Source organism: Streptomyces sp. NPDC051020, assembly GCF_040683105.1.
Classification (GTDB): domain Bacteria; phylum Actinomycetota; class Actinomycetes; order Streptomycetales; family Streptomycetaceae; genus Streptomyces.
In genome coordinates this window covers 72,922-93,348 of the sequence record NZ_JBFBCG010000004.1, presented here as the reverse complement: position 1 = coordinate 93,348, position 20,427 = coordinate 72,922, and the positions used below count along the sequence as shown (strand labels likewise).

General features: G+C 68.8%; 18 protein-coding genes and 1 tRNA gene. 11 read left to right on the top strand and 8 right to left on the bottom strand.

The window, feature by feature from the left end; all coding sequences use genetic code 11:
* Window positions 1-158 precede the first annotated feature (158 nt).
* On the bottom strand, window positions 159-842 hold the full coding sequence (locus AB0N06_RS03740; protein ID WP_366133136.1) for a bifunctional DNA primase/polymerase: 684 nt from the start codon (window positions 840-842) through the stop codon (window positions 159-161).
* A 474-nt stretch (window positions 843-1,316) separates the two neighbouring features.
* On the opposite strand from AB0N06_RS03740, the gene AB0N06_RS03735 reads away from it, so the two are divergent.
* Window positions 1,317-2,804, top strand: coding sequence for a PP2C family protein-serine/threonine phosphatase (locus tag AB0N06_RS03735; protein ID WP_366133135.1), 1,488 nt, complete (start codon window positions 1,317-1,319; stop codon window positions 2,802-2,804).
* Window positions 2,805-2,929: 125 nt separating this feature from the next.
* Window positions 2,930-4,393, top strand: a complete 1,464-nt coding sequence (locus AB0N06_RS03730; protein WP_366133134.1) for an aminopeptidase P family protein — start codon at window positions 2,930-2,932, stop codon at window positions 4,391-4,393.
* Window positions 4,394-4,433: 40 nt separating this feature from the next.
* On the opposite strand, the gene AB0N06_RS03725 is transcribed toward AB0N06_RS03730, so the two are convergent.
* Window positions 4,434-4,973 (bottom strand): ATP-binding protein, encoded by a 540-nt coding sequence (locus tag AB0N06_RS03725; protein WP_366133209.1) that lies wholly within the window; start codon window positions 4,971-4,973, stop codon window positions 4,434-4,436.
* A gap of 227 nt (window positions 4,974-5,200) precedes the next feature.
* Here AB0N06_RS03725 and AB0N06_RS03720 point away from each other — a divergent pair, with 227 nt between their 5' ends.
* The 9 genes from AB0N06_RS03720 to AB0N06_RS03680 all read left to right on the top strand — a co-directional run bounded on the left by AB0N06_RS03720 (window position 5,201) and on the right by AB0N06_RS03680 (window position 15,120).
* A complete protein-coding gene (locus tag AB0N06_RS03720; protein WP_366133133.1) occupies window positions 5,201-6,007 on the top strand; it encodes a hypothetical protein in 807 nt (268 codons plus the stop codon).
* A gap of 170 nt (window positions 6,008-6,177) precedes the next feature.
* Entirely contained in the window at window positions 6,178-6,918 is a 741-nt protein-coding gene (locus tag AB0N06_RS03715; RefSeq protein WP_366133132.1) for a YcnI family protein, read from the top strand.
* Between the two features lie 109 nt (window positions 6,919-7,027).
* A complete protein-coding gene (locus tag AB0N06_RS03710; protein WP_366133131.1) occupies window positions 7,028-7,681 on the top strand; it encodes an SCO family protein in 654 nt (217 codons plus the stop codon).
* Window positions 7,678-8,127, top strand: coding sequence for a copper chaperone PCu(A)C (locus AB0N06_RS03705; RefSeq protein WP_366133130.1), 450 nt, complete (start codon window positions 7,678-7,680; stop codon window positions 8,125-8,127). The genes AB0N06_RS03710 and AB0N06_RS03705 overlap by 4 nt, the downstream gene beginning before the upstream one ends.
* A gap of 14 nt (window positions 8,128-8,141) precedes the next feature.
* Window positions 8,142-10,088, top strand: a complete 1,947-nt coding sequence (locus tag AB0N06_RS03700; RefSeq protein WP_366133129.1) for a copper resistance protein CopC — start codon at window positions 8,142-8,144, stop codon at window positions 10,086-10,088.
* 8 nt (window positions 10,089-10,096) lie between these two features.
* Window positions 10,097-11,407: an iron uptake transporter deferrochelatase/peroxidase subunit gene (gene efeB / locus AB0N06_RS03695; RefSeq protein ID WP_366133128.1), complete on the top strand. Its 1,311-nt coding sequence runs from the start codon at window positions 10,097-10,099 to the stop codon at window positions 11,405-11,407.
* A gap of 27 nt (window positions 11,408-11,434) precedes the next feature.
* Window positions 11,435-12,370 carry a prephenate dehydratase gene (pheA, locus tag AB0N06_RS03690; protein ID WP_366133127.1) on the top strand — a complete coding sequence of 312 codons (936 nt, stop codon included), beginning with the start codon at window positions 11,435-11,437 and terminating at the stop codon, window positions 12,368-12,370.
* Window positions 12,371-13,036: 666 nt separating this feature from the next.
* Complete coding sequence (serS, locus tag AB0N06_RS03685; protein WP_366133126.1) at window positions 13,037-14,326, top strand: serine--tRNA ligase; 1,290 nt, start codon at window positions 13,037-13,039, stop codon at window positions 14,324-14,326.
* On the top strand, window positions 14,323-15,120 hold the full coding sequence (locus AB0N06_RS03680; RefSeq protein ID WP_366133125.1) for an HAD family hydrolase: 798 nt from the start codon (window positions 14,323-14,325) through the stop codon (window positions 15,118-15,120). The genes serS and AB0N06_RS03680 overlap by 4 nt, the downstream gene beginning before the upstream one ends.
* Window positions 15,121-15,232: 112 nt before the next feature.
* Here the strand turns inward: AB0N06_RS03680 and AB0N06_RS03675 are convergent.
* The 6 genes from AB0N06_RS03675 to AB0N06_RS03650 form a co-directional block, all read right to left on the bottom strand.
* Window positions 15,233-15,320: transfer RNA gene (locus AB0N06_RS03675), tRNA-Ser, on the bottom strand.
* A 321-nt stretch (window positions 15,321-15,641) separates the two neighbouring features.
* Window positions 15,642-16,337, bottom strand: coding sequence for a hypothetical protein (locus AB0N06_RS03670; protein ID WP_366133124.1), 696 nt, complete (start codon window positions 16,335-16,337; stop codon window positions 15,642-15,644).
* 302 nt (window positions 16,338-16,639) lie between these two features.
* Entirely contained in the window at window positions 16,640-17,359 is a 720-nt protein-coding gene (locus AB0N06_RS03665) for an ABC transporter permease subunit (protein ID WP_366133123.1), read from the bottom strand.
* Window positions 17,360-17,389: 30 nt separating this feature from the next.
* Window positions 17,390-18,301, bottom strand: coding sequence for an ABC transporter ATP-binding protein (locus AB0N06_RS03660; RefSeq protein WP_327245346.1), 912 nt, complete (start codon window positions 18,299-18,301; stop codon window positions 17,390-17,392).
* Window positions 18,298-19,206 carry an ABC transporter permease gene (locus AB0N06_RS03655; RefSeq protein WP_366133122.1) on the bottom strand — a complete coding sequence of 303 codons (909 nt, stop codon included), beginning with the start codon at window positions 19,204-19,206 and terminating at the stop codon, window positions 18,298-18,300. Before AB0N06_RS03655 ends, AB0N06_RS03660 begins: the two co-directional genes overlap by 4 nt.
* On the bottom strand, window positions 19,196-20,209 hold the full coding sequence (locus AB0N06_RS03650) for an ABC transporter ATP-binding protein (RefSeq protein ID WP_366133208.1): 1,014 nt from the start codon (window positions 20,207-20,209) through the stop codon (window positions 19,196-19,198). Before AB0N06_RS03650 ends, AB0N06_RS03655 begins: the two co-directional genes overlap by 11 nt.
* Window positions 20,210-20,427: the final 218 nt, after the last annotated feature.

The following is a 20,427-nucleotide window of genomic DNA, read 5'->3' as shown; positions in this document are numbered from 1 at the left end:
CTGACGCTGCGCCGAAGATGTCGGCGTCATGGGGGTAGCCGGGTGGACCACGCCCGCGCACCGCAGAACCCGGATCGGCTCACACCCGAAGGAGTGAGCCGATCCGCCCCGGGCCGTCCACCGAACCGCTCACACACCGGCCCCGGCAGCCGCGCCCGTCAGTAAGCGAGTCGACTGCCGCCGCCTGGAGCGCTGGTGCTCGCTTCGACCAGTGCGTCCAGGACAGCTTCGACGTCCGGCAGCCAGGGCGTCGCCGAGCCGGGCAGCGGAGCCCGCTCCCAGCGCACCTGTCCCGCACCCACCCCCGACGGGGGAAGGACGAGATAGCCGCCCTCACCGTGGAAACGCAGCGAACTGGGGACCCACTCCTTGGCATGCAACAGCTCACCCAGCCGCTCGAGGGTGTACGGGGCGACCAGCAGCGACCACCGCGTCGGTGTCGCCACCACCGGGCCCAGCCGCATGTCCATGCGGTCGAGCTCGGCCAGCGCCCGGACACCGGCCACGGCCGGCAGGCTCAGAGCACACGGGGCACGGCCACCGGTGGCCAGCACGATCGGCGCGGTCGGCCGGTTGTTCCACCACCAGCGGACCATGCGCTCGTCGGTGGTCGCCGCGAGGAGACCGGGGTCGAAGGGGTGTGCGCCGGGTACGGCGCACTCGGGATCCGGGCAGGCACAGCCACGGCCACGGTCACCGCGGCCACCGGCTGCGTCCAGTCCCACTCCGGGGAGCACGGGCCACTGCCATGCAGTGGCGCACGTCAGGGCCGCGTCGAGCTGAGCGGGCCTTGTCTTGCGCCGGAGCCGGAGCCTGCGTCGCCTTCCGAGGATCTCGCGCATGAGCGCTCGTTCCTTTCCGTTGAACGCCGAGGGCCACATCACATCACGCGTGCGTCACATCACGTATGCAGCACTTCACCGTGCGTACATGCTCTCTATATCTGCGGTACGGGGTCACCCGTCGGTACCGAGCGTGAGCCGAGTCGAGCTGAGCCAGGTCCAGCCAAAAGCATGGCGAGGGGCAGCGCGCATCGCGCCTGCCGTCCGATGGTGCACAACCTCGCCACTCGGGGGTGGGGCGCGGTCGTCGTAGTGAGGACGCCCGGGCTCTCTGCCAGGTTCCGGGGCGACCGGAACTGCCCCTGGTTCCTCACCGATTACGTACCCCGCAGGCCCGGAATGACGCTCCCGCCGGGACTTCCCCCGCGGGCACCTCCTGTCGAGCCAGACCCAGTCGACCGCAATTAGCCGCCATAGGGTGCATTTTTTGGCCAACTTGCTGGTCCCACGGACACCACAAATGCCGTAGGGACAATGCTGGACATCGGCTCACTTGTGCGTGTACATGTGGATGCACTGATAGCGGCGCAGAATGACATGGGGGTTTGCGATGCTATTCGACGAAACGCACTGGTCGGAAAGCCGGTTGCCATGAGCGCCCCTCACCTGCCGAAAGTGGCTGGAATCGATCCCCCGGTTCCTGTTTCAGCGCACACTGCCGGGCCCCTGGCCGATGTGGCCGCCGCACCGGGAGCCTTCATCCAGGACCGCCTGGCCAGCTGGGTGTCCGACCTCACGACGCTCCATGAACTCACCGAGCGACTGGCCAGAACCAGCACCCTCGACGATGCACTGCACGAACTTCTGGATGCCGGCGCGGCTCTCGTCGGCGCCCGCCGCGGACTGATCGTGTTCGAACCCTCCGACCGTCGCGGCCCGGTCTCCACCATCGGTCTCGGGCTCGCCCATGCCGAGCTCGGGCACATCGAGACGGTGCCGCGCAGCGCCACCTCGTACGGACGGATCCTGGACGGTCTTCCGGCCACCGAAACCCCACTGACCAGCCCTGACCTTCTCGGCGACGCAAGCGTGGACCCCCGCCACCGCGAGGTCGCCGCCCGGCTCGGATACGCCGCCAGCTACGCCCTGCCGATCACCACCGAAGCGACCGGACGACTCGGCGCAGCCGTCTGGCTGTACGACGAGCCCGCCGAGCCGCTGGAGCGCCAACGCCATCTCGTCGGCCTGTATGCCGGCTACGCGAGTGAGCATCTGGCCCGGCTGCTGGAGCTGGAACGGGCCAGGGCCGACATCGCCACCATCACGGAGGAGCTGCTGCCCAGCCGACTGCCCCGGGTCACCGGAGTACAGCTGGCGGCCCGCCATCGCACGGCACCGCGCGGCGGCGGTGACTGGTACGACGCGCTGACGCTGCCGGAGGGCGCACTCGGTCTCGCCGTCGGTTCGGTGGGCGGTTCCGGGCCGAGCGCCCTGGCCGCCATGGGCCGGCTGCGGGCGGGCCTGCGGGCGTACGCGGTGATGGAGGGCGAGGATCCGGTCGCCGTCCTGTCCGATCTGGAACTGCTGCTGCGGCTGACCGAACCCGCCCGGTCCGCGACCGCGCTCTTCGCCTACTGCGAACCCGCGCGCCACAGGATCCTGCTGGCCGGCGCAGGGCACACCCCGCCGCTGGTGATCGGCGGCCGGCGCACGGAGTTCGTCGAGACCTCGTTGTCCGCCCCCCTGGGCATGCTTGCCTGCTGGGAAGCGCCGAGCGTGGAAATCGCCCTGGCACCCGGCGAGACCGTGCTGCTCTACACCGACGGGCTGTTGCGCCGTACCGGCGACTCGATGGACCGGGCGTTCGCACGGCTGCACTCGGCAGCCGCGAGCGTGCCGAGGGCGCTGCGTCACGACGCCGGGTTCATCGCCGACCACGTCCTGCGGACCGTCCTTCCGGACGGGCTCGACCTGGCCGACGGCACGGAGGACGTCGTGATCCTCGCCGCGCGCTTCGACTGAACCGATCATTTCGGCTGAGCGGTGTCTCCCGGCTTCCGTGTGTAAGAGGCCCTACGGCCCTGGGCCCCCTTCCGTGCGCCCGTACGATGGACGAGATCCAGTGTCGTATCAAGGAGAGTCAAGCCGTGTCTGAGGAGCTCATCCCGGAGAACCCGGAGACCGAAGAGACCGAGACGGTCAAGCAGCGGAAGAACGGCCTGTACCCGGGCGTCTCCGATGAGCTCGCCGCCGGCATGAAGTCGGGCTGGGCCGACACCGAGCTGCACGGCCTCGAGCCGATCGCACAGGCCGGTCACACCGCCGACCGCCGCGCCGCACTGTCCGCCCGCTTCCCCGGCGAGCGTCTGGTCATTCCCGCAGGCAAGCTGAAGACCCGCGCCAACGACACCGAGTACGCCTTCCGCGCGTCCACCGAGTACGCGTACCTCACCGGCGACCAGACCCAGGACGGTGTGCTCGTCCTGGAGCCGAAGGACGACGGCCACGAGGCGACGATCTACCTGCTGCCGCGCTCCAACCGGGAGAACGGCGAGTTCTGGCTCGACGGACAGGGCGAGCTGTGGGTCGGCCGCCGCCACTCCCTCACCGAGGCCGAGCAGCTGCTGGGCCTCCCGGCGAAGGATGTACGCGAGCTCCCGGCCGCGCTGACCGAGGCCACCGGCCCGGTCCGCAACCTCCGCGGCCACGACGCCGGCATCGAGGCCGCGCTCACCGACAAGGTCACCGCGGAGCGCGACGAGGAGCTGCAGGTCTACCTCTCCGGGGCGCGACTGATCAAGGACGCCTTCGAGACGGCAGAGCTGCAGAAGGCCTGCGACGCCACCGCGCGCGGCTTCGAGGACGTCGTGAAGGTCCTCGACAAGGCCGAGGCCACCAGCGAGCGCTACATCGAAGGAACGTTCTTCCTGCGCGCCCGCGTCGAGGGCAACGACATCGGCTACGGCTCGATCTGCGCGGCCGGCTCGCACGCCACCACCCTGCACTGGGTGCGCAACGACGGCCCCGTGCGCTCCGGCGAGCTGCTGCTCCTCGACGCCGGCGTCGAGACCAACGACCTCTACACCGCCGACGTGACCCGGACCCTTCCCATCAACGGCACGTTCACGCCGCTGCAGCGGAAGATCTACGACGCGGTGTACGAGGCCCAGGAGGCGGGCATCGCCGCCGTCAAGCCGGGCGCGGCCTTCCGCGACTTCCACGACGCCGCGCAGCGCGTGCTCGCCGAGAAGCTCGTCGCCTGGGGCCTGCTGGGCGACCTCTCCGTGGAGAAGGTCCTGGAGCTGGGTCTCCAGCGCCGCTGGACCCTGCACGGCACGGGCCACATGCTCGGCATGGACGTCCACGACTGCGCCACGGCGCGCACGGACACGTACGTCAACGGGACGCTGGAGGCCGGCATGTGCCTCACCGTCGAACCGGGCCTGTACTTCCAGGCCGACGACCTGACCGTGCCGGAGGAGTACCGCGGCATCGGCGTCCGGATCGAGGACGACATCCTCGTCACCGAGGACGGCAACCGGAACCTCTCCGACAAGCTGCCGCGCCAGGCCGACGAGATCGAGGCCTGGATGGCCCAGCTCAAGGGCTGACCACCAGGAATCCGCACCCGTGCGCCGGAGGGCGCTCTGCTCAGGACACCATGAGCAGGGCGCCCTCCCGCCATTTCAGAACTTTGTCGAAGCTCACCACCGCGCCACGGCCCGGCCGGTTGCCGAAGTGAACATGATCGGCGAGCTGCTCGATCAGACAGAGCCCCCGGCCGTCCTCGGCGTCGACGGGCGGCAGGAACTGCTGCTGATGTTGATCCGACTGCGGCTGATCAGCAGTCCGAAGGGCGCACCGCGCGGGGAAACCGGGCCCCGAGTCGGCGACTTCGATACGGCATTTCTCGCCGTCCAGATACGCGGTGACCCGGTACTGCCCGGAGGCCGAACCGGACTGCTCGTCCCAGGCGTCCCATGTGTCCCATGGGGCGCCGGAGGCATCGACGTCTCTCCGGTCCCCGCCGTGCTCGACGGCATTCGCACAGGCTTCGCTGAGCGCGACCGACAGATCGAAGGAGATGTCCGGATCCACGCCGGCGGTCTCCATGGTGCCGAGCAGGAAACGACGGGCGAGCGGAACGCTCGCAGCTTCGCGCCGCAGATGGAGTGACCACCACATGCTCATGCTCCAGCCTCCTGGCTGCGGCTCGACATACCGATACCTATTGCCGCACTGGGCGGTTCGTAAGCACAGACCTGATGTGAAACCGCTCATTCGGCGGATACCCGCACTTGGAGCACCCGTGTATGCCAGGCCCGACAGCAGGAACGCCACGCACCCAATCGGGCGGAAGGCGACCTTCCGGGCCTGCCGTACCGATTCCCGGCGCGCAGTGCGATGATGGCCCGGCCATGTCTACGCCTGTCGCACGCGCCGGAGCCGGTCTGCGGCTCCTGAGGGCCGCGGTGTTCACCGCGGTCTGTGTCGCGCTGTCCGCGGCAGGACATGCAGTGGCCTCTTGCGCCGGCGTCCCCTGGTGGACGCTGCTCGCAGGCTTCCTCGGGGTCTTCGCGGTGGTGGTGGCGCTCGCCGGACGCGAGCGTTCCCTGCCGTCCATCGCCACCACCCTGGCCGGTGGACAGCTCGCCCTGCACACCCTGTTCGGGCTGGGCACGCACAGCGCGTCCGGTACGCCGACGCAGGCAGCGGCAGACAACGGCTCCCTGATCCGGTTCGCCGCAAGCTTGGTGTGCGGCGCCGGACCGGCGCAGCTGAACGCCGCCGAAGCCCACCGCATCGTCAGCAACGCGGGCATCGATCCGGCGACGGTGACACGCATGGACCATCAGTCCATGGCTGCCGCCGGAACCGACCCGACGCTCACGGGTCTGCTGCCCAGCCTCCCCATGCTGCTCGGCCATCTACTGGCCGCGCTGGCCACGGGCTGGCTGCTGCGGCGTGGCGAGATCGCCTTGTTCAAGCTGGCCAGGCTGTCCGCACACGGCGCCCAGCAGCTCGCGGCCGAGGCCCGGCTGCGCGCGCTGCGGGCCGCGCTCGTTCTCGTACGAGCGCTGCGGGCCGGTCTCCCGGTTGAGGGAGCGACCGGGCCGCGCGCCCCCCGTACCGCAGCCGACGCACCGGCGCCGGTCACCGGCGATCCACTGCAGCACCAGGTGATCAGGCGCGGGCCGCCGTCCGTATTCGCCCTCGCAGCCTGACGCGACACCCTGCGCTCGTAGCACGCACGAACCGTTCGCGGTCATCACCCGGCCCATGCCTGGTGGCGCCCGCCCGGCACGGTGCACGTGGGGAAGAGGTGTCGCGATGCCGTCGCGCACCTGTGCGGCGGACCACCCTTCCTTCGTGCTTCTGTGGAGTGATTCCTGCCATGAACGTTTCCCGCATCGCCCTGGTCGGCGGCGTCGCCGCCTCCACCGTGCTGATCCTCGCCGGTACTGCCTCCGCGCACGTCAGCGTGCAACCCCAGGGGGAGGCAGCCAAGGGCGGCTACGCCACGATCAACTTCAAGGTCCCCAACGAGCGCGACGACGCCTCCACCACCAAGCTCGAGGTCAACTTCCCGACCGACCACCCGCTGGCCTCCGTGATGCCGCAGCCGGTGCCCGGCTGGAAGATCGACGTCACCAAGAGCAAGCTGGCGAAGCCGCTGGACATGCACGGCCAGAAGATCAACGAGGTCGTCTCCAAGGTCACCTGGACCGCCGAGGGCAGCAAGAACGCCCTCGGTATCCGCCCGGGCGAGTTCCAGCAGTTCCCGCTCTCCGTCGGCCAGCTCCCCGAGGACGCCGACCAACTGGTCTTCAAGGCCATCCAGACGTACGACAACAAGGAAGTCGTCCGCTGGATCGAGGAGCAGAAGGACGGCGCCGAGGAGCCCGAGAGCCCGGCGCCGGTCCTCAAGCTGACCGCCGCGACCACCGACGAGCACGGCAGCACCGCCGACGACAAGAGCGGTGCCGCTGAGGAGAAGAAGGACGAGCACACGGAAACTGCCTCCGCCTCGTCCTCCAGTGACACCACCGCTCGAGTCCTCGGAGTGGTCGGCATCGCCATCGGCATCGCGGGGGTGGCCTTCGGCTTCCTCGCAGGCCGCCGCCGCAACGTCTGAGACCCCCGGCCCTCTCTTCCGGATCGGGCCGGGCCCAGGAGCCCGGCCCGATCCGGAAGAGGGCCCCGAGCCCCACCGTTTTCACCGACCCATCAGGAATCAGCGATCCATGCGTAAGAAAACTGTGCTGGTCGCGGCGTTCGTCGCCACGGCCGCACTCACCCTGTCGGCCTGCGGCAGCGGCGACGACAGTGCCAAGAAGCCCATCGCCGACGTCTCCGCCGAGGCGAAGACCCAGGCCGCGACGGTGCTCGACCAGCCGTTCACCAAGCCGAATCTGGTCCTGACCGACACCCACGGTAAGAAGTACGACCTGCGTGAGCAGACCAAGGGCAGGCCGACGCTCATCTACTTCGGCTACACCAACTGTCCCGATGTCTGCCCGCTGATCATGAGCAACATCGCCATCGCCAAGAAGTCCTTGCCCAAGGCCGACCAGGACAAACTGCGGGTCGTCTTCGTCACCACCGACCCCGAGCGGGACACCCCGTCCTCGCTGGGCAGCTGGCTCAAGGCCCAGGATGCCTCCTTCATCGGCCTCACCGGCGACTTCCCGACCATCCAGGCGGGCGCACGCCAGATCGGCATCGGCATCGACCCTCCGAAGAAGGAGAAGGACGGCACGGTCGTCTCGATGCACGGGTCGCAGGTCATCGCGTTCTCCCCGAAGACCGACAAGGGGTACGTGCTGTACAGCGAGGACGCCTCGCCCGACGACTACACCAAGGACCTCCCCAAGATCATCAAGGGGGAGACTCCGTGAACCGCCGCACCACCCTCGCCGGCGCCCTCGCCCTCACCACCGGGCTGGCGCTTGCGGGATGCTCGGCCTCGAACAGCAAGCCCGAGCTGAAGGTGACCGGCGCGTTCATGCCGCAGCCCGTCAGCGACATGGCGGCGGGCTTCCTCGTCGTGCGGAACACCGGCGGCAGCTCCGACCGGCTCACGTCGGTCACCAGCCCGCTCTCGGACCACGTCACGATCCACGAGACGAAGAACCAGACGATGCGCATGGTGACGTCCTTCGAGGTGCCCGCGGACGGCGAGCTGGATCTGGAGCGCGGCGGGAGCCACATCATGTTCACCGCGCTCAAGGAGCGTCCCAAACAGGGAGAGACGGTGACCGTGGAACTGCACTTCGAGAAGGCCGACCCGATAACGGTCGACCTTCCTGTGAAGGAGACCACCCACAACCCGAAGAAGCAGTGAGGTACTGACACACCATGACAGCCACCGCCCCGCACTTCGGGCCGTCCCCGTCCGTGCCCCCGGTGCGCCGGCCACTCGCCGCGGCCGCGCTCCTCGCCGCGCTCGTCACCATGGTGGCGGGTCTGCTGCTGGGCGGCGCGGCACCCGCGTCCGCACATGCCGCGCTCACCGGGAGCGATCCGCAGGACGGGGCGGTGGTCGCCACCGCACCCAAGGAGGTCACGCTCACCTTCTCCGAGCAGGTCGCCATGGGCGCCGGTTCCATCCGGGTCCTGGACCCCGGTGGCAAGCGCGCCGACACCGGTGCGGCACCGCGTGATCTGCAGAGCGGCTCCACCGTGAAGTACGGCGTCACGCTCCACTCCGGGTTGCCCGACGGTACGTACACCGTGGCCTGGCAGGCAGTCTCCGCGGACAGCCACCCGGTCTCCGGTGCCTTCACCTTCTCCATCGGGGCCCCCTCCGAGACCACCGTCGCCCTCCCGTCGGACAAGGCCGGCGGTGGCCTGGTCGGCACGCTCTACGACATCGCGCGGTACGCCGCGTACGCCGGATTCATCGTGCTGGCCGGTGGCGCGGCCTTCATCCTGGCCTGCTGGCAGCGCGGGGCGGGCGCGCGCCCGCTGCAGCGTCTGGTCGTGCGCGGCTGGCTGACCCTCACCGCGGCCACCCTGGCCATGCTGTTCCTGCGGAGCCCGTACACCGGCTCCGGGAAGCTCGCGGACGCCTTCGACCTGGACGGCCTGAAAGCCGTGCTCGACACCAAGCCCGGGGCCGCGTTGGTCTCACGGCTGCTTCTGCTCGGGGCCGCCGCACTCTTCATCGCCGTCCTGTTCGGGGCGTACGCGAAGCGCGAGGACGAGCGGGAGAAGAAGGACCTCACGTTCGGACTGGCCATCGGCGGCGCGGTCATCGCCGCCGGGATCGCCGGAACGTGGGCGCTCGCCGAGCACGCCTCGACCGGGATCCAGCCCGGCATCGCCATGCCGGTCGACGTGCTGCATCTGCTCGCCGTCGCCGCCTGGCTGGGCGGACTGGCAGCGCTCCTGGTCGCGCTGTACCGGACGCCGGACATCGGAGCCACGGCGGTACGGCGCTTCTCCCGTATTGCGTTCGGCAGCGTGCTCGTACTCACCGCGACCGGGCTCTACCAGTCCTGGCGCCAGGTGGGCTCCTGGTCCGCGCTCACGGGCACGGGTTACGGGCAGTTGCTGCTCGTGAAGGTGGGACTCGTCGCCGTACTGGTCGGGGTCGCGTGGATCTCACGGCAATGGACGGCTCGGCTGACCGCGGCCCCGACCGAGGTCGGGGCCGCGGTGGACCCCCGGATGGACGCGGATGCCTCCGCCGAGGTGGAGAGCGAACCTGCGGACGAGTCCGAGGACCCGTCACGGGCCGCCCAGCTCGCCCGGCAGAAAGCCGCCGTGGCAACCGCCACGAAGAAGCGGATCCGCGATGCCGACCGCGAGCGGTCCGGACTCCGTCGCTCCGTGCTGGCGGAAGTGGGCGTCGCGGTGGCGCTGTTGGCAGTGACGACCGTACTGACCTCGACCGAGCCGGGACGTACCGAGGAGGAAGCGGCCCGGGCCTCGACCAGCGCATCCGCGCCTGCGGCCGTAGGACCCGTCACGCTGAGCCTGCCGTTCGACACCGGAGGCCGGAACGGCAAGGGCACGGTCCGGATGGACATCGACCCCGGCCGTACCGGCGCCAACGGGGTTCACCTCTGGATCGACGGATCCGACGGACAGCCCATGGACGTCCCCGAGGTGAAGCTCGCCTTCACCCTGAAGTCCAAGGACATCGGGCCACTGCCCGTCCTCCCCGACCGGCTCACCGAGGGGCACTGGACGGCGAGCGGCGTCCAGATCCCGATGGCCGGCGACTGGACGGTCGCGGTGACGGTCCGTACGTCGGACATCGATCAGACCACCATGGGCAAGAACGTGAAGATCGGCTGAGCGGGATCGTGAGCACAGACAGCAAGAAGAGCGGAAACAACGGGAAGAGCTCCACCGGCGAGATCTCCCGGCGGCGGCTGCTCGGCACCGTGGGTGCGGCCGGGGCGACCGGAGTGGTGCTGGGCGCGGCAAGTGGTGCGATCGGTTACGCCGCAGCCCGCCCCGACCAGCCGACAGCACTGACGACGGTCGGCTCGACCGAGGAAATGTTTCACGGGAAACATCAACCGGGGATCACCACTCCGCTTCAAGCATGTGGGCATCTCATCGCTTTCGACCTGGCACCCGGCGCCGGGCGGAAGGAAGCCGCCGCCCTGATGCGCCGCTGGTCGGCCGTGGCCCAGCGCCTGATGGTCGGCGAACCCACCCGTGGGGGCAGCGCGGACGGCACGGAACACGACACCGGGATAGCGCTGGACGCCGGACCCTCCTCATTGACCATCACCTTCGGCTTCGGCCACACCTTCTTCGAACGCACGGGCCTAGTGGACCACCGGCCGCCCGGGCTGGATCCCCTGCCGCCGTTCTCCGCCGACCAGCTCGACACCAAGCGCTCCCATGGCGACCTCTGGGTGCAGATCGGCGCCGACGACGCGCTCGTCGCCTTCCACGCCCTGCGCGCCATCCAGAAGGAGGCCGCCACGACGGCCCGGGTCCGCTGGCAGATGAACGGCTTCAACCGCACCCCCGGTGCCACGGCCGCGCCGGCAACCGCCCGCAATCTGATGGGACAGATCGACGGCACCGGGAACCCGAAACCCTCGGAGAGCGACTTCGACCGGCGCATCTTCGTACCGTCTCAGCCGAAGACGGGCGACGAGGCGAAGTACGCCTGGCTGGCCGGTGGCTCCTACGCGGTCGTACGGCGGATCCGGATGCTGCTCGACGACTGGGAGAAACTCCCGGTGGCGCAGCAGGAGCGGGTCATAGGGCGGCGCAAGTCGGACGGCGCGCCGCTGAGCGGTGGCACCGAGACCACCCCGATGGACCTCGACAAGGCGGGCCCCGACGGCAGGCTGCTGATCCCGGACAACGCCCACGCCCGGATCTCCTCCCCCGAGCGGAACAGCGGGGCTGCGATGCTGCGGCGCCCCTTCTCCTACCACGACGGCATCGCAGCCGACGGCACTCCCGACGCCGGGCTGCTGTTCATCTGCTGGCAGGCGGATCCGCTGAAGGGATTCGTACCAGTACAGCGCAAACTCGACCGGGGCGATGCGCTGTCGCCGTTCGTCCGGCACGAGGCGAGTGGCCTCTTCGCAGTGCCGGGCGGTGCGGCGAAAGGGGAATACGTGGGGCAGCGGCTCCTGGAGTCCTGAGCGGGCAAGGCGCACTAGGGTGACGGTATGTCCGCCACGCGCTACGCCTATCTCGGTCCCGAAGGCACCTTCACCGAGGTCGCCCTCCGTACGCTCCCGGAAGCCGCCACTCGGGAACTCGTCCCGATGGTCTCCGTACCGGCGGCACTGGACGCGGTACGGAGCGGGGCTGCCGCGGCCGCCCTCGTACCGATCGAGAACTCCGTCGAGGGCGGCATCACCGCGACCCTCGACGAGCTGACCGCTGGCGAACCACTGATGATCTACCGCGAGGTGCTGCTCTCCATCACCTTCGCGCTGCTCGTGCGGCCCGGCACCAAACTGCACGACATCAAGACCGTCACCGCACACCCGGCGGCACAGCCACAGGTACGCAACTGGATGGCGGCCCATCTGCCGGAGGCCGTATGGGAGTCGGCCGCGTCCAACGCGGACGGCGCGCGGCTGGTGCAGGAAGGGCGGTACGACGCCGCCTTCGCCGGTGAGTTCGCGGCGGCCACCTACGGCCTCGAACCGCTGGTGACGGAGATCCACGACGCGGAGAACGCGCAGACGCGCTTCGTGCTGGTGGGGCGCCCTGCCCGGCCCGCGGCGCCGACCGGCGCGGACAAGACGTCGGTGGTCATCTGGCTGGGCGACGACCACCCCGGCGCACTGCTCGAACTCCTCCAGGAATTCATGGTGCGCGGCGTGAACCTCATGCTGATCCAGTCGCGGCCGACCGGGGCGGGCATCGGGAACTACTGCTTCGCGGTCGACGCCGAGGGACACATCGCGGACCGTCGCGTCGGGGAGGCACTGATGGGGCTGAAGCGGATCTGCCCGAAGGTGCGGTTCCTCGGTTCGTATCCCCGTGCGGGGGTGGCGCCGGAGGACGTGCGACCGCTGCGCGACGGGACGTCGGACAGGGAGTTCACGGACGCCTCGGACTGGCTGGCCCGGGTCCAGGACGGCCGCGCCTGACCAGGAACCGGACGATCGGGCCTGAGGGCCTGGGGTGACGGCCGGCGCCGAAGCTCTGGCCCGGCGCCTGAGCCGATGGCGGGGTTGCGTTCCCTGCCATGGCTGCGCGCCCCTATCGCCGGTATTACCTGCCGATTTTCACAATCCACAAGAGAGTTATCCACAGGGCTGGTTCTCGGCCTGGGGACAAGTCGACACCCCAACACGACATGGTCGACAAATCGCCCCACACGCCCCACATTCGCCCACAGGGCTACAGGATGCCTGTGTCACCTCAATTCCATTGATCAACTCCTTAGGGCGAGGAATTCCCACCCGAATGAGTGTGTGAAGTGAGTTTGAGCGGGGAATCCATGAGCCCTCATGCGGCTTTCGGAATGATCTCTTCCCGCGTCCACAGATCTCCCCCACAGCCTGTGGATAACTCTGGTGGGCTTCCCGCCCCTGTGGACAAGCACCGTCAACTCCCCCTGCGTGCATGGCTGATGCGTCAAGGGCGAAAGCCCTTTCTGCACCATTTAGGGGAATAGGTGCTCCTTATTGACAGTCGGGATCGATCGCGGTCGACGATTCTCCCCCTTTTCCAAAGTCCGGCAATTCGGACAAAGTGACACGCTTGGCAATATCGGTTCGAGCTACGGAAGCGCACACCGGTAGCCTGGAGGGGTGATTGACCTTCGCCTGCTCCGTGAGGACCCCGACCGTGTTCGCGCCTCCCAGCGCGCCCGTGGAGAGGACGTCGCGCTCGTCGACGCCCTTCTCTCCGCCGACGAGCGGCGCAGGTCGTCCGGTGTCCGCTTCGACGAACTCCGTTCCGAGCAGAAGTCGCTCGGAAAGCTCATCCCCAAGGCTTCTCCCGAGGAGCGCATCGAGCTGCTCAAGAGGGCCGAGCAGCTGAAGGCCGATGTCAAGGCGGCCGACGCGGCGCAGGACGAGGCCGACGCGGAGACCAAGAGCCTACTGCTGCAGCTCGGCAACATCGTCCACGAGGACGTGCCGGTCGGCGGCGAGGAGGACTTCGTCGTCCTGGAGACACACGGCACCATCCGCGACTTCGGCGCCGAGGGCTTCGAACCCAAGGACCACCTGGAGCTCGGCGAGGCGCTCGGCGCGATCGACATGGAGCGCGGCGCCAAGGTGTCCGGCTCGCGCTTCTACTACCTGACGGGTATCGGCGCGCTGCTGGAGCTCGCCCTCGTCAACGCCGCGATCGCGCAGGCCACCGAGGCCGGGTTCATCCCGATGCTGACCCCCGCGCTGGTGCGCCCGCGCGCCATGGAGGGCACCGGCTTCCTCGGCCAGGCCGCGGAGAACGTGTACCACCTGGAGAAGGACGACTACTACCTGGTCGGCACCTCCGAGGTCCCGCTCGCCGCGTACCACATGGACGAGATCATCGACGCGGACAAGCTGCCGCTCCGCTACGCGGGCTTCTCGCCGTGCTACCGCCGCGAGGCCGGTACGTACGGCAAGGACACCCGGGGCATCTTCCGCGTCCACCAGTTCGACAAGGTCGAGATGTTCTCGTACGTCGACCCGGCGGACGCCGAGTCGGAGCACCGGCGTCTCCTGGACTGGGAGAAGCAGTGGCTCACCGCCCTCGAACTGCCGTTCCAGGTGATCGACGTCGCCACCGGCGACCTGGGGGCCTCAGCCTCCCGGAAGTTCGACTGCGAGGCGTGGATCCCGACCCAGGGCAAGTACCGCGAGCTGACGTCCGCATCGAACTGCGACAGTTTCCAGGCGCGCCGCCTCTCCGTCCGGATGCGCGACACCCACGACGGCAAGAAGGTCCTCCAGCCGCTCGCCACACTGAACGGCACGCTCTGCGCCGTACCGCGCACGATCGTGGCGATCCTGGAGAACCACCAGTTGGCAGACGGTTCGGTACGGGTGCCCGAGGTGCTCCGTCCGTACCTGGGCGGGCGCGAGGTCCTGGAACCGGTCGCCAAGTGACCTTCCCGTACAAGCTCGTCGCCACTGACCTCGACGGGACGCTGCTGCGTAACGACGACACGGTCTCCGAGCGCACCCGCGAGGCACTGGCCGCCGTCACCGCGGCCGGTGCCGCGCACATCATCGTCACCGGGCGGGCTGTCCCGTGGACCCGGCACATCCTGGACGACCTGGGCTACCAGGGCATCGCGGTCTGCGGCCAGGGCGCGCAGGTCTACCACGCGGGCGAGCACAAGCTGCTGACGTCGCTGACGCTGGACCGCCAGCTCGCCGGCCTCGCGCTCTCCAAGATCGAGGCGGAGGTCGGGCCGTTGGCGCTGGCGGCGAGCCGCGACGGGCTCGACGGTGAGGTGCTGGTCGGTCCCGGCTTCCGTGTCCAGGAAGGGTCCCTGCCGGCCGTATTCGTGAGGGACACGACCGAGATGTGGTCGGCGCCCCTGAACAAGGTCTACATCCAGCACCCGGAACTCGACGACGACGCACTGGCGGAGGCAGCGCGTGGGGCCGTCGGCAACCTGGTGGACGTGGTCATGGCAGGCCCGGGCGTGGTGGAGATCCTGCCGCTGGGGCTGAGCAAGGCGACCGGGCTCTCGCTGGCGGCGCGCCGGCTGGGTGTGAAGGCGGCGGACACAATCGCCTTCGGTGACATGCCGAACGACATTCCGATGTTCGCCTGGGCGCAGCACGGGGTCGCGATGGCCAACGCGCATGACGCCCTGAAGGCCGTCGCGCACGAGATCACCGCCTCGAACGAGGACGACGGCATCGCCGTGGTGCTGGAGCGGCTGCTCTAGGCAGCTCCAGCAGTCCGCGCGAACACGGAGAATCACGGGCGGGGTGCAGGCATGCGCCCGGCCCGTGATCGTGTAGGGCCTCGGCGCGGGGTTGTCCGTGCCGAAATCTGTGCGGAGGATGCGCGGATCGAACGCGCGCGGGGTCAACAGCCCCGACCACGGCTTAGCAAGCCGCTGCCTTACCACTCGGCCAATCCTCCGGGTGGGCGGCCGCGCGATGCGCGCAAAGAAGCCGCCCCGGGCGTCCTGCCGGGAGCGGCTCGGCGGAGTGAAGTGATGGTTACTCCGACGCCTGCTCCGGGCCGCCCTGGTGGGAACTCGACGGACTCGTACTCCCGGTCATCGTCGCGCTCCTTTCCCGGTCCTGTGGCGTGCCTTCCTCATTCCTCAACCACTGTGCCTGGCGCCGTCCCTGTCCGCCACCCATTATTCGAGCGGCGACGACCGACGGGGAGTGCCAGCTGTCCGCCCCCAGCCCACGCACGCCTGGCCGTGGGCGGACAGCTAGCGGCGGACGGGGATCAGCGGCGCCTACGGTGACGTCGCAGATCCTGGAGCTGACGGACGAAGTCGTCCATCCGCGCATCGATACGGACGATGTCCTCGGACATGCCCCCGAGCCGGACACTCATCGCGCCGACGACCCGATTCGTGGTTTCCAGCCTGCGGTCGAGGCTGTCGAGCCGGTGCGACATCCGGTTGAGTACCGGCCCGAGCTCCTGGAGCGCCGAACCGACTCCGGCCAGGCAGCTCTCGACGCGAGTGACCCGACGGTCGAGCGAGGCGAGCCCTGTCCGCAGATCCTCCTCCGCACCCAGGAGGTAGGTACGGACGCATCGAGCGATGTCGCTGTCGCGAAGAAGCATGGCGACGTTGAGCACGGTCCGGCGGGTGAACAGGGTGAGTCGAGTGGCCGCCTGTGGATAACTTTCACCCTCACGGCCACCCCATAGGGACATCATGTCCCTATGGAAGTTTCGCAGATCAGAGCCTCGCAGTAGCGTGAGGCCGTTCTCCTCCATCTCGCCACGATGGCGCTGGATCACCTTCTTGACGACCTCTGTGGATACTTCGAAGTAACGAGCCACATCCTCTGTGCGGACGTGAATTCCGTCAGGGAGCATGACAAGGCTCTTGACCTTGTCGAGGACGTCGACGCGCCCCATCTGCTCGACGCGCAGCGCACGCGATTCGAGCAGGGCGACTTCCGTGGGCATGGGCATGCCTTCCGTTCGGGAAACCGGCAATGGACGACCCTGTCCCCGGGCTTCAGGGGCGGAGGACGCTCACGGTTGCCACTCACCCAATGACCGACCCGGCCCGCACCGTCTCGCCGGAGCCGGAGTCGGCAATCCTTAATTTCACGAACGCTACGACGCCACGGATTCTCATTGCCTCCACGCTCCCTGAACAACGAACCGATAACCGTACAGTTACGCGTACGACTGTCCGTTCATGCGTCAACCCCCGCCCGGCGGACAGGGGTTGACGGACACAGGGGGCAGCAGAGCCCTTCGGCTCACTCCTCGCCGGCGAGCTTCAGTGTGCGAAGTTTCTGACCCGCGTACCAAGTGGCGAGCACCGTGACAGCCGCCAGCAGAACCGTCGCGAGCGGCAGTCCGACCTCTGAGGTGATCGCACCTTCCCCGCCGACCTTTTCGGCAAGCGCGAGCGACCACTGCTGCACGCTGAGCGTGCGCGCCCCGGGCACGAAGCTGCCGAAGAGCGCCTCCCACACCAGCGCGTAGACCAGGCCGAAGACCACCGCATGCCTGCTGACCGTGCCGAGCAGCAGGAACAGCGCGCTGTACGCGATGGAGGCGACCAGCGCCGCGATCGTGTACGCCACCGCGATCTGCTGGCCGTTGCCGTTGAGGATCATGCCCGCGGCGAAAGTCGGCAGGGCGGAGAAGACCATCGTCACGGCGATCGCCACGATCAGCTTGGTGAAGATGATCGTCGGCCGTTTCACCGGCTTGGCCAGCAGATAGACGATCGATCCGTCGTCGATCTCGGGGCCGATGGCCCCCGTACCGGCGATCACACCGATCAGCGGCACCATCGTGGCGATGGCGAAACCGCCCAGCACATCAACGGCGACCTGGTCATCGGCCCCGGCGAACGCCCGTACCGCTACGGCGATGACGATCAGCAGCGCGGGCAGGACGAAGAGGATCGCAGCCCTGCGCCGGCCGAGCAGGGCCCGGTAGGTGAGCCGGGCGACTGTGGGGTTGTACATGACGCTTCACAGCTCCTTTCAGGCCACTACTCAGGCCGCTACGAGATAGGAAAAGACCGATTCGAGGGACTCGTCGGACGGCGAGACGGTCAGCAGACGGATGCCGTGTTCCCGCGCGACCTTCGGCAGCAGCGTGGTGAACCGTCCGAAGTCGACCGCCTGGATACGCAGCGCCTGCTCGCTCAGGTCGACTTCGATCCCGGCTGTCGACGGGTCGGCGATGAGCGCGGCGGCGAGGGCGCGGTCGTCGCTGGACCGTACGAGATAGCGGTGCGGCCGGTCCGTCATCAGTCGGCGGATCTTCCGGAAGTCACCGGATGCGGCATGCCGTCCGGCCACGATCACCTCGATGTGCGAGGCGAGTTGCTCGACTTCTTCGAGGATGTGGGAGGAGAAGAGGACCGTACGGCCCTCGGCGCCCATCCGCCGCAGCAGCTCCATCAGCTGCATGCGCTGGCGGGGGTCCATCCCGTTGAACGGTTCGTCGAGCAGCAGCACGGACGGCTCGTGGACCAGCGCGGACGCCATCTTCACGCGCTGCCGCATGCCCTTGCTGTACGTGGCGATCTTGCGGTCCTGCGCGTACTCCATCTCGACCGTGGCCAGCGCCTTCTGCGCGGCAGCCTCGTCGAGTCCCTGCAGTTCCGCGTTGGCGACGACGAATTCGCGGCCGGTGAGGAAGTCGTACATCGCCTCCCGCTCCGGGACGATGCCGATCTGCCGGTACACCTCCTCGTTGCGCCAGATCAGCGCGCCGTCGAGGGTGACCTTGCCGGTCGACGGTGCGAGGAACCCGGCCATCATGTTGATCAGCGTGGACTTCCCCGCACCGTTGGGGCCGAGCAGCCCGGTCACGCCGGGTCCCACGGTCATGCTCACGTCGTTGACGGCGACCACATTGCCGAACCAGCGCGAGGTGTGGTCGATCTCGATGGTGGTCACAGCCCGACCCTCCGGTAGCGGCGCATCAGTACGGCGTACGAGCCGGCGACGAGCGCGAGGACAACGATCAGATACACCACGCCTGTCCCGGCACCCGGTGATTCGCCTCCGGGGAAGGCGGAGGTGGCACCGAGGAACGCGCTCTGGACACCGCCGATCAGCGTGAGGGGGGAGAAGAGCCCCAGCCACTGCACGGCGCCGGGCGAGCCCGTCTGCCAGGCGATGGCCTGGACGGTGGAGACCGCTCCGTACGAGATGGTCAGCACGGCGATCACCGCGGCGACGCCGAAGCCGCGGCGCGGAGTCAGTGCGGCCATCACCAGGCCGAGTCCGGCGAAGAGCACGGAGAGCAGGGCCACCGACACCAGCCCCTGTCCGAACCACTTGGTCTGGTCGGCGAAGTCGAACTTCGCCAGCAGGGCGCCCACATACATCACGAGAAGCGGTGTCACGGTGAGGATGAACAGGGCGGATGCCATCGCGGCGTACTTGGCGACGACGTAGTCGACCCGTTCGATGGGGCGCGAGAAGTACAGCGGGACGCTCTTGAAGCGGAGGTCCCGGGAGACGGACTGCGGTGCCTGCGAGGCGAGGAAGAGGCCGATGACGGCCTGCAGATAGATAGCGAAGTCCGTGTACTTGATCACGAGCTTCGTCGCGTTGGGCGTGGCCATCGCGACGGCCACGATGATCAGCGCGACCAGGCACATCACGCCGAAGAGCAGCATCGGCAGCACCTTGGACTTGGCGGAACGGCCCAGCCCGAAGGAGCCCCGCAGCGACTGCGAGTAGAGGGAACGGCGGGCATAGCCGCGGCCCAGGCGCGGGCCGTCGTAGGCGCGGTACCCGATGTTGTGGATCCGGGTGTTGTCGATCCCGGTCACGGCCCCGGTCTCAGTGTTCATCGCGACCGCTCCCCTTCTGCTGTGCGGCTCCGGCCAGGACCGTCTCCGCGGTCTCTGCGGTGCCTTCGGTACGAAAGACCTCGGCGATGTGGTGGCGCCGCTGTTCCATCCGTACGAGACCGAGTCCGAGCCCGGCGACGCTGTCGCGGACGACGTCGTACGTCTCCTCGCCGGTGGCCTCGATCAGCAGGATGTGACCGGCGCCGGGCAGACCGTCCGCCTCGAGTCCGTCGCGGCCCAGAAGACTGACACCGGCTGCCGTGAGCGCCCGGCGCAGTGCGTCCGTGCCGTCGGGGTGGGCGTCGCTGTCGGTGACCTCGACCGCGAGGGTCGTGGTGGTCTGGGTGAAGTCGCTGGTGGAGCTGGAGCGCAGCAGCGCGCCGCCGTCGATGACGACGACATGGTCGCAGGTGCGCTCCAGCTCTCCCAGAAGGTGGGAGGTCACCAGGACCGAGATGCCGAAGTCGGTGTGGACGCGGCGGATCAGGCCGAGCATGTCGTCGCGGCCGACCGGGTCCAGGCCGTTGGTCGGCTCGTCGAGGAGGACCAGCTGCGGGTCGTGGACCAGCGCCTGGGCCAGCTTCACGCGCTGCCTCATGCCGGTCGAGTAGCCGCCGATGGGGCGGTAGCGCTCCTCGTACAGACCGACGTGTCGCAGCGTGTCGGCGGTGCGCTCGCGCGCTGCCGTCGGCGGCAGGCCGGACATCCGCGCCATGTGGACGACGAACTCGGTGGCCGAGACGTCCGGCGGCAGGCAGTCGTGCTCGGGCATGTAGCCGACCCGTTCCCGGATGGCCGCACCACTGGTGGCGACGTCCAGCCCGAGCACCGAGGCCCGGCCTTCGGTGGCGGGGGACAGACCCAGCAGGATCTTGATCAGTGTGGACTTGCCGGCTCCATTGGCGCCCACCAGGCCGGTTACACCGGGCCCGATGTCCAGGGAGAGCCGGTCAAGCGCGGTCACCCGGGGGAACCGCTTGCTCAGGCTTTCGGTCGCGATCACAGTCACGTCTTCGACGGTAGTGGCGCGGGCCACACCGGTCGTCAGACCAGGCGGTTGGATCCGCGTCAGCCTTCAGTCGTACGGCCCCGTAGGGGGACCCCGCGAGGGAGGACGACGAATGTAGGGGGTGGTGGCCGGGAGCAGGGCCGGAGGGGAGAGCTCGGGGAGTTGTCCACAGGTCTTGCGCACCCCTTGACGCAGCCGCCGGACATTGTCAC